Below are 8,374 nucleotides of genomic sequence, written 5' to 3'. Positions count from 1 at the left end.
ACGCGGCCGCGTCCCGAACCCGGAGTTGCTGCTCCGTATCGCCGATTTCGGAAAGGTCAGCGTGGACTGGCTGTTGACCGGAAAAGCGTCGAAACGGAAGTAGCCCGCCCTGCTCGTCGCGGACCCAGAGGTCCGCGACGACACCACCCGGACGCGGTGACTGCCCGCGTCGTGTTCCTGAACTTACAAGGCCTGGATCTGCTGCACGAGGCGAAGATGCGCGTCGCAACCCACCACCTGGCGAAGCGCTGATCTCGTCGGAGGTCTGCCACCCAACAGGAAGCGCTCCTTGAGCCGCAGCACCCGGTTGAGAGACTCATCCACGCGGGTCTCGGAGAGACCTCCCCGTTTGACCGCCGTCGCGAGGGCGTCGACTGCTTCGGCCGGCGCATCAGGATTTTCGCAGAAAAGCAGGAGATCCGCGCCAGCGTAGAACGCCTTCAGGGCTGCGGACGCGGCGTCGTAGCGGTCGGAGATCGCCTTCATTTCCAATGCGTCGGTGACCACCACGCCGTCGAAGCCCATCGCACGGCGCAGCAGGTTCGTCAGGATTTTCTTCGACAAGGTGGCGGGAGCCCGAGGATCCAACGCGGGATAGCGGACGTGCGCGGTCATCACCGCGGCCAACCGGTTGGCGATGGCGTGCTCGAACGGGCGAAGATGCACGCGTTCGAGCTGGCCCAGCGAGACCGCGACTTCGGGAAGTTCCAGGTGCGAGTCGGCCGCCGTAGCTCCGTGGCCGGGAAAGTGCTTGGCACACGCGATCACTCGGCGGTCTTGGAGCCCCACCATCAGTGCGAGGCCGTGTTCTTCCACCACCATCGGGCTGTCGCCGAACGCCCGATCCCCGATGATCGGGTTGGCGGAATTGGTGTTCACGTCCAGCACCGGCGCCATATTCATGTTGATGCCCACGGCGGCGAGTTCACGTCCCATGGCTTCGCCGACCGCGTAGGTGAGGGACACGGATTTTCGTTTGCCCAACACGGCCGCCGCGGGAAACTGCGTGAACGGAGCCGGGAGGCGACTCACGCGCCCCCCTTCCTGATCCACGGCGATAAACAGCGGCGCGCGGGGAGCCGACCGTTGCAGGGCGCGGGTCAAAGACAACACCTGGGCGGGCTCCACGACGTTGCGCTTGAACAGAATCACCCCCCCGACGCGGATGCCTGCGACCAACCGGGTGACGGCCTTCGAGGGTCTCGTGCCCTCGAACCCCGCCATCACGAGCTGACCCAGCTTCTCCTTGAGCGTCATCGTTGCACGGGACGCGGCGCGCGCCGGGTCCTCCGCGCGGGCGGGTGGACGCGTCCCCGGTGCGCGGCGGCGGCTTCATCCATGAGGAACTGGATCAGCAGCCGAACGCCCGCTCCGGTTGCGCCCTTGGTGACGTAGTGCCGCGTGTCGCTCCCCCACATGGTTCCGGCGATGTCGAGGTGCGCCCACGGCGTCTCGCCGACGAATTTGCTGAGGAACGCGGCAGCCGTGATCGTTCCGGCGGGCCGTCCGCCGGTGTTTTTGAGATCCGCGACGTCGCTCTTGATCTGCTCGTAGTAGTCGTCCCACAGCGGCAACTGCCACACGCGCTCCCCGGATTCCTCCGCGGCCCGTTTGAGCCCGCCGACCAGAGCCTCGTCGGTCCCGAGCAGTCCGATGGCGTGCTGGCCGAGTGCGACCGAACACGCACCGGTCAGCGTCGCGATGTCCAACGCGAGCCGGGGCCGGAATCGCTTGACCGCGTACGCCAGCGCATCCGCCAGGACCAGGCGACCCTCCGCGTCGGTGTTGACCACCTCGATGGTCGTGCCCGACATAGCCGTCACCACGTCTCCCGGTTTGATGGCCGTGCCGCTCGGCATGTTTTCGGTCGCCGGGAGCAGACCGACCACCGACACCCGCAGCCGCAGTTTCGCGGCGGCCTCCAACACCGCCAGAACGCCGGCTCCGCCGAGCATGTCGCTCTTCATCTGCTCCATGTTTTCGGCCGGCTTGAGCGAGATCCCTCCGCTGTCGAACGTGATCGTTTTGCCGACCAGCGCGATCGGCCGATCCGCCCCTCGCGATCCGTTCGCGCCGGGTGTCCCGCGGCCCTGATACCGCAGGATGATCAGCTTGGGCGGTTCCACGCTCCCGCGCGCCACGCCCAGCAGGGCGCCCATCCCCAGCCGCTCCATGCCCTTGCGGTCGATGACCTCGCACGCAAGCCCGTGCTGGCGCGCGATCCGTCTGGCCTGGTCCGCCACGTACGTCGGGGTTGCCACGTTCGCGGGCAGGTTGCCGAGATCGCGCACCTGGTTCACCGCTTCGGCCACGATCGTGCCCCGCCGCGCGCCGGATCGGACAGCCGCCGCATCGGCCTCGTCGGCGTAGAGCGCGAGGGCCTTCACCTCGCGACGCTGGTCTCCGTTCTCCGTCTTATACCGGCTGAACCGGTAGAGGCCCATCACGGCGCCCTCGACGCAGGCTCGCGCCGTCTCCTCGGGATCACCCCCGATGGCGAGATCAAACGCCACCCGCTCGCAGCCCGCCTCCCTCGCGCGCTGGGCCGCGCGGGCCGCGGCTTGCCGCACGCGTTCGGGCTCCGCGCCGTCGCGGCCGCCCAACCCGGCCGCGACAACCGCCCGCGCTCGAATCCGACCGCCGGTGTGCACGAGCACCGCCTGCCCGGTCTTGCCCTCGAAACCGGCCCCGGTCAGCGCGGACTGAAACGACGCGCCCAGGGCTTGCGCGATCGCCCTGAACGCGCGGGGAGGCTCGCCGTCTTGGTAGCGAAACACGACCACGGCATCGTCGGGTGCGGCATGCAGTGACCCGGTCTTCACGGTAATCGATCGCGTCATAGTCGTCTCGTTTGGCCTCCTTGTTGGGCCTCTTCGTGTGCCGACCTCGCGCGCTTAGACGCCGCGTGCGGCAGGATCCCAGATCAATTTGTGGAGTTGGAGTTGAAGACGAATCGGGAGTCGGTCTTCGAGGACCCATGCCGCCAGGGCTTTGGGATCAAGCTCCCCGAACACGGGCGACAACAAGACCGCGTGGCGTTCGTGGAGTCCTGTCCGTGCGAGCACGTCCCGCGCCCACTGGTAGTCCGCGCGGTCTTTGACGACGAATTTGATCTGATCGCTCGGTTTCAGGCGGTCGAGATTGCTCCACAGGTTGCGATCCGCCATGCCGCTCCCCGGACACTTCAGGTCCATGATGACCACGGCGCGCGGGTCGAGGGGTGCAATATCGACCGCACCGCTGGTCTCCACCAACACCGCGTAGCCCGCATCCAGCAACCGGGTGGTCAGCTCCAAGGCCTCGGGATGATGGAGCGGTTCGCCGCCCGTAATTTCGACGAGACGACAGTCGTAGCGTTCCACCCGCTCGACGATCTGCTCGACGCTCATCTCCTGGCCGTCGTAAAACGCGTACGTCGTGTCGCACCACGTGCACCGCAACGGGCACCCCGTGACGCGGACAAAGACACACGGCAGTCCGACGAAGGTGGACTCGCCTTGAATGCTGTGAAAGATTTCCGTGATACGCATCGCGATCCAAAACCTGCTCAGCCCAGCAGACGAGTCAGAATATCAAGAGCGTTGGGGCGAATCAAGAATCGCACCCAGACGGATATTACTCTTCGCTGCCCAGCAGATCATCCAGCAGCGGCTTGTTCTGATCCTCGCAGTTCGGACACAACTCCGCGATCACGGCGTCGGACGTGGCGCGGTCGCCCTCGATCTGCCCCGACTCTTCGATGATGTGGTAACAGGTCTCGCAGATGAACAACGAGCCGCGGCTGACTTTCAACATCTTCATGGTGCGGAGGGTTCAGTGCGTCAGCTTGCGGTACTTGATCCGATGCGGCTGATCCGCGTCGGTGCCGAGGCGTTTGTGTCGATCCGCCTCGTACTCCTGGTAATTGCCCTCGAACCACACGACGCGGCTGTCACCTTCGAACGCGAGGATGTGCGTGGCGATACGATCGAGAAACCATCGATCGTGGCTGATGACCAGCACGCACCCCGCAAAATCAAGAATAGCCTCCTCCAGCGCACGCAATGTCTCGACGTCCAGATCATTGCTGGGCTCGTCGAGCAACAGCACGTTGCCCCCGCTCTTGATGACCTTGGCCAGGTGAACGCGATTGCGCTCGCCGCCCGATAACTCTTTGACCAACTTCTGCTGGTCCGTGTTCTTGAAATTGAACCCGCCTACGTACGCGCGGGAAGAGAGCTCACGTTTACCCACTTCGATCACGTCCCGTCCGCCCGAAATCTCCTCGTAGACGGTTTTTGATCCGTCGAGGGCATCCCGCGACTGATCCACGTAGGCGAGCTTGACCGTGTCGCTGACTTTAATCGTGCCGCTGTCGGGCTTTTCCTGCCCGACCAGCAGTCGGAACAACGTGGTCTTGCCCGCCCCATTCGGACCAATGATTCCCACGATGCCGCCGCGGGGCAGGCTGAACGACAAGCCGTCGATCAGCACGCGATCGCCATACCCCTTGGTCAGATCCTTGGCTTCGATGACGAGTTCGCCCAGACGAGGCCCCGGCGGGATCACGATGTCTTTGGTCTCGTTCCGTCCCTCGACCTCCTTGGAGGCCAGCTCCTCATACGCTTTCAGCCGCGCCTTGCTCTTGGCGTGACGGCCCTTGGGAGCGGTCCGCACCCATTCCAATTCGTGTTTGAGCGCGCGCTGGCGCGCCGACTCCTGTTTCTCCTCCTGCGCCAGGCGCAGCGCTTTCTGATCCAACCACGACGAGTAGTTGCCTTCCCAAGGAATGCCTCGTCCACGGTCCAGCTCCAAGATCCAGCCCGCGACGTTGTCCAAGAAATAGCGGTCATGGGTGACCGCGACCACGGTGCCCTTGAAGTCTTTGAGGAACCGCTCCAGCCAGGCCACGGACTCGGCGTCGAGGTGGTTGGTGGGCTCATCCAACAGCAGCATGTCGGGGTTGGACAACAGCAGCCGGCAGAGCGCCACCCGGCGCCGCTCGCCGCCCGAGAGCGTCTTCACGTCCGCGTCCCACGGCGGCAGACGCAGCGCGTCCGCCGCGATTTCCAGTTGCCGGTCCAACTCCCACGCGTTGGCAGCGTCGATCTGTTCCTGCAGCTTGGCCTGTTGATCGAGCAACGCGGCCATTTGGTCGTCCGACATCGGGTCCGCGAACCGGGCCGACAGCGCGTTGAACTCGTCGAGCAGCTTCTTGGTCGCGGCTACGCCCTCTTCAACGTTCCCGCGCACATCTTTCGCGAGGTCGAGTTGCGGTTCTTGAGGCAAATAGCCGATCTTGATGCCTTTGGCCGGCTTGGCGTCACCCAAGATGTCCGTGTCCACGCCCGCCATGATCCGCAAGAGCGTGGACTTGCCCGATCCGTTCAGCCCCAGCACGCCGATCTTGGCGCCGGGGTAGAACGACAACGAAATATCTTTGAGAATTTCGCGCTTGGGCGGAACCACCTTGGTGACCCGCTGCATGGTGTAGATGTACTGATACGTCGCCATGGACCCTCGTTAACTCCCTTCCGCGAATTTCAATCGGCGGTAGACGCGCCGCACCGTGTCCACGTCGCCGCGGCAATAGTCATAAATCGCCTGCACCCGTCCCTCAACGAATGCGGGATAGACCTTGGCCCCGTCCATGCCGTCTTTGGGCGAGTTCAGTCCCAACACCAACGCCAACGCTTCCAGGCTCACGCCCTCTCGCCCCCAACGCGTCCATTCCTGCATGGTGTCGAACACCGGTGCGTTGCGAAAACGCGCAAACGGGATGTCCCGCGTGGGCTTGATGCGATGGATCGTCGAGCGCTGGACGATGAATTTGAGATCAAAATCCAAGACATTGTGCCCGACATAGAGGTCGGCCCGCTCGATCAGCCCCCAAAAGTCCTTGAGGATCGTGGCCTCGTCGCCGGACAGGATCTGAGGCGGCGCATCCGCGGGCGGTTCCAGCGCGAACCCGATGCACAGCACCCGCGCGGTGACGGCCGAGAGCGAGAGGCGCTTGATGTACTGCTCCTCGGGTTCGTCCGCTCCGCGCGGCTTGCCGTATTTGAACCCGTGCTCCGACGGCACGGTCTCGATGTCGAAAAACAGGATTCGCTGCACGCCGCGTTCCGCAAAAAGCGTGTAAGTATACGGGGTGGGGCCACCCAGGCGCAACGCTCGATTCTGGTCGAGGGCTTCCTACTCCCAGAGCTTCTTGTACCACGGCCGGATCGATGGCGGCGCGTCCAGCTCCATCTTGGCGCGAATCTCGTCCAACGCCCACCCGGTCAGTGAGGCCAACGTCTGAGCCTCGCGCTCGCGCCGTTCAGCCAGGGTGCGACGATACGAGACGACTTCGGGACAGGACGCCTCGCCAGTCCACGCGTGGCGTTGAACGTACCGGACCTGGAAATTGGTCCGGTCAGCCGTTTCCTGAAAGACCAAATCTTCGGGAAAACTCGCGGCATCGTAACGCACGTGGAGCCGGGTGAGGAAGACGTTGGCGGCAGGTGCCGGGCCGCGGAAGGCTCCGGTCGGCCCGTCGACGAGCCAAAACACGCCGAGACGTTTGAGCTCATCGCGCGAGAGCGGATCGGCTGCGCAGGGATCGCACCAGCCCATGTCCCAGGCGTATTCGACAAACACGACGGAACCGCGCTCTTTCTCGGTTTGGTGAGCGAACAGGGCCTGGTAGAACGGTGAAAACTCGTTCTTCACGTAGATCGGGATTTCGGCGTTCGAGGGGAGCTTCACGGTCCGATAGTTGGTGGCTTCGACCCGCCCTCGCTGGGTCAGCGTGTACACGAAGAGCTCTTGGGCCCCATCCGCGTTGACCATGCCCAGCCGAATCGGCAGCATGAATTTGGGCGACTCGTACGCCACCTGGATCGGCCGGAGGTGCTGGTACCCCAGGCGCTCCTGCTCGGAGAGGTTGACCTTGGCCACGAAGAACTTCATACCCTGTTTGAGGTAGCTCCCGAGCACACGCGACGCACCCGGCGGAACCCGGTAGCCGTTTTCGCGCAGCCACGTCTCCAATCCGTGGCTCTGCGTGGCCGACAGGATCAAGATGTCATACTCACCTACGGTGTAGCGGGCTTCGATTTTCACCCCCAGGGCCTCCGATTTCTGTCGCCGGCCGGGTGCGGCCTCGAAGACGGTCCCGGAACCCAGCGGGGCCGCGGCGTTCTTGTCGACCCGCGCGCACGGGTTCTCGTCGTAGTACTCCACCAGTCGCGGGGCCGAATACGCGTCGAGGTGATCGACCACGGCTTGATCTCCCACATGGATCTGGTCCTTCGCAAGGACGGTCGGCACCGGGACCACCACCGCGAACTCCGTGGGATCACCTTTGAAGTCGTTGGCCATAGTCATGACCGTTTTATCTTCAAGGCGCGCGAGAACCACCTGCGAAGCCTTGTTGAAGATCTTGGTATCGGCCTTGGCCACGTAGAAACCGCAAAAGGCCGAAGCCGAAGCAGCCCATCCCAACAGGAACAGACTGCACAGAGACAAACGGACGAGGGATCGGATCATCGTGTGCTCCTTTCGGTGAACGATTGCCGCAAATCGGCCGATCAACGGTACGAGAACCTCTCTCCCGCTCCAGTGGTACCGCCTGGCCGGCAGGAATCGGTCGATGAGCGGCGTGAAGATCGACACGGTTCCAAGCGACCACAACAGGCCGTTGGGGCGATACAGGACGAACTGAACGAGGCCGGCTCCTAGCGCGACGACCACGGCGAAGACCACGCGGCCCAACCGCGAGTCCGGCGTGGTTTTGGGGTCGGAAATCATGAAGAAGGCAAAGAGCAGCAGCGCGCCGTTCTCGAACATGTGCAGGGGCACGGCGAGCGGCTGACCCAGCCAGAACGCGCGTCCGACCACCAGGCCGGCATAGGCGCCCAGAAACGCGAGCGTGACGTCGCTGCGCAACGCCCGGTGGACCACCAGCCCACCCGCACACGTCATCAAGAACGCGAAAAACGCCGCGTGACCCCATTGGCCCGATGAGACCCACACTCGGTCGGAGAGCAGCAACATGAGGACCAGGGCAAGATTGGTGGGGTTGAAAATGTGTTTGCCGTTGACTCGGAGGATAAATTTGCCTGCGATCGCGATCACCGCGGCGGCCGCGGCCAGGACCGCGTCGTTCGTGCGCAGGAGCAGACAGAGCGAGAGCGCGGAAATCAGCGCGCTCCGCGGGTCGAATTCCGGCAGGCGCCAGAAGCGCGTGCAGGCCCATTGGGTGGCCAGCGCGGTGGTGATCAGGAGCGCTGCGCGCGAGGGGGTAACGTCAAACGACAGCGCCCAGATGCCGTAAAACAACAGCCCTGACAGGGCCATGATCTGGTAATACCGAGGATCGAGTCGGTCGTACATCGCGTCCCCCCGTCCA

General features: G+C 64.1%; 7 protein-coding genes. All 7 read right to left on the bottom strand.

Features of this window, described 5'->3' with window-relative positions; all coding sequences use genetic code 11:
• Nucleotides 1-183: 183 nt before the first annotated feature.
• Nucleotides 184-1,257, bottom strand: coding sequence for a beta-N-acetylhexosaminidase (gene nagZ / locus AB1451_15225; protein MEW6684247.1), 1,074 nt, complete (start codon nucleotides 1,255-1,257; stop codon nucleotides 184-186).
• Nucleotides 1,254-2,840 (bottom strand): leucyl aminopeptidase, encoded by a 1,587-nt coding sequence (locus tag AB1451_15220; GenBank protein ID MEW6684246.1) that lies wholly within the window; start codon nucleotides 2,838-2,840, stop codon nucleotides 1,254-1,256. Before AB1451_15220 ends, nagZ begins: the two co-directional genes overlap by 4 nt.
• A 54-nt stretch (nucleotides 2,841-2,894) precedes the next feature.
• Nucleotides 2,895-3,530, bottom strand: coding sequence for a 7-carboxy-7-deazaguanine synthase QueE (gene queE / locus AB1451_15215; protein ID MEW6684245.1), 636 nt, complete (start codon nucleotides 3,528-3,530; stop codon nucleotides 2,895-2,897).
• An 85-nt stretch (nucleotides 3,531-3,615) separates the two neighbouring features.
• On the bottom strand, nucleotides 3,616-3,801 hold the full coding sequence (locus AB1451_15210) for a hypothetical protein (protein MEW6684244.1): 186 nt from the start codon (nucleotides 3,799-3,801) through the stop codon (nucleotides 3,616-3,618).
• A 12-nt stretch (nucleotides 3,802-3,813) separates the two neighbouring features.
• Nucleotides 3,814-5,493 (bottom strand): energy-dependent translational throttle protein EttA, encoded by a 1,680-nt coding sequence (gene ettA, locus AB1451_15205; protein ID MEW6684243.1) that lies wholly within the window; start codon nucleotides 5,491-5,493, stop codon nucleotides 3,814-3,816.
• Nucleotides 5,494-5,502: 9 nt separating this feature from the next.
• A complete protein-coding gene (locus AB1451_15200; protein MEW6684242.1) occupies nucleotides 5,503-6,096 on the bottom strand; it encodes a ribonuclease H-like domain-containing protein in 594 nt (197 codons plus the stop codon).
• Between the two features lie 78 nt (nucleotides 6,097-6,174).
• Entirely contained in the window at nucleotides 6,175-8,358 is a 2,184-nt protein-coding gene (locus AB1451_15195; protein MEW6684241.1) for a DUF2330 domain-containing protein, read from the bottom strand.
• Nucleotides 8,359-8,374: the final 16 nt, after the last annotated feature.

It is taken from the genome of Nitrospirota bacterium, from assembly GCA_040757335.1.
Classification (GTDB): domain Bacteria; phylum Nitrospirota; class Nitrospiria; order 2-01-FULL-66-17; family 2-01-FULL-66-17; genus JBFLXB01.
Note: the sequence above shows the minus strand (reverse complement) of the source record. Positions and strands in the feature narration are given on the sequence as shown.

Coding starts and splice junctions, on each gene's coding strand:
- nagZ (MEW6684247.1), bottom strand. CDS start 1,257: ATGACGCTCAAGGAGAAGCTGGGTCAGCTCGTGATGGCGGGGTTCGAG.
- AB1451_15220 (MEW6684246.1), bottom strand. CDS start 2,840: ATGACGCGATCGATTACCGTGAAGACCGGGTCACTGCATGCCGCACCC.
- queE (MEW6684245.1), bottom strand. CDS start 3,530: ATGCGTATCACGGAAATCTTTCACAGCATTCAAGGCGAGTCCACCTTC.
- AB1451_15210 (MEW6684244.1), bottom strand. CDS start 3,801: ATGAAGATGTTGAAAGTCAGCCGCGGCTCGTTGTTCATCTGCGAGACC.
- ettA (MEW6684243.1), bottom strand. CDS start 5,493: ATGGCGACGTATCAGTACATCTACACCATGCAGCGGGTCACCAAGGTG.
- AB1451_15195 (MEW6684241.1), bottom strand. CDS start 8,358: ATGTACGACCGACTCGATCCTCGGTATTACCAGATCATGGCCCTGTCA.